Origin of the sequence: Aeromicrobium sp. PE09-221, assembly GCF_002174305.1 — a bacterium.
Lineage (GTDB): Bacteria > Actinomycetota > Actinomycetes > Propionibacteriales > Nocardioidaceae > Aeromicrobium.
In genome coordinates this window covers 1-732 of sequence record NZ_MIJB01000077.1, presented here as the reverse complement: position 1 = coordinate 732, position 732 = coordinate 1, and the positions used below count along the sequence as shown (strand labels likewise).

The following is a 732-nucleotide window of genomic DNA, read 5'->3' as shown; positions in this document are numbered from 1 at the left end:
CTGCGTGCCGCAGGCCCCAGCGGGTCTTGTCCACGCCGGGCCGGCCCGGGAGGGTGCTCGCGCACCGTCGACACGACAGAGTGGAGTAGCTAGTGACCGAATCGCCCACGCCGTACGTTCTCGACGCGGACACGATGACCGGGGGCATGCGTCCTATCCGGCAGGCCGTCCTGGCGATCGGGTCGAACCTGGGTGATCGTGCCGGCCGCCTGCAGGGCGCCGTCTCGGCACTCGAGGACACCCCGGAGGTCACGGTCGTGGCGATCTCGTCCGTGTATGAGACCGAGCCGGTGGGGGCCCCTGAGGAGTCCGGCAAGTTCCTCAATGCCGTCGTGCTGATCGACACGACCCTCACCGTGCACACGCTCCTCGATCGCGAGCGCGCGGTCGAGGAGCGTGTGCACGGTGAGGGTCGTGTCGATCAGCACGACGGCATTGAGGAACTTGCCGGACTCCTCAGGGGCCCCCACCGGCTCGGTCTCATACACGGACGAGATCGCCACGACCGTGACCTCCGGGGTGTCCTCGAGTGCCGAGACGGCGCCCTGCAGGCGGCCGGCACGATCACCCAGGTTCGACCCGATCGCCAGGACGGCCTGCCGGATAGGACGCATGCCCCCGGTCATCGTGTCCGCGTCGAGAACGTACGGCGTGGGCGATTCGGTCACTAGCTACTCCACTCTGTCGTGTCGACGGTGCGCGAGCACCGTGCCGGGCCGGCCCCGCGTGGCC

The 732-nt window shown here is 69.4% G+C and carries 2 pseudogenes; one reads left to right on the top strand and one right to left on the bottom strand.

Going from position 1 to position 732, the window contains the following annotated elements:
* Positions 1-134: 134 nt before the first annotated feature.
* Positions 135-356 (top strand): annotated as a pseudogene (locus BHE97_RS19350) (2-amino-4-hydroxy-6-hydroxymethyldihydropteridine diphosphokinase); the annotation flags it as partial.
* Between the two features lie 9 nt (positions 357-365).
* Here BHE97_RS19350 and folK read toward each other — a convergent pair.
* Positions 366-668 (bottom strand): annotated as a pseudogene (gene folK / locus BHE97_RS19345) (2-amino-4-hydroxy-6-hydroxymethyldihydropteridine diphosphokinase); the annotation flags it as partial.
* Positions 669-732 lie beyond the last annotated feature (64 nt).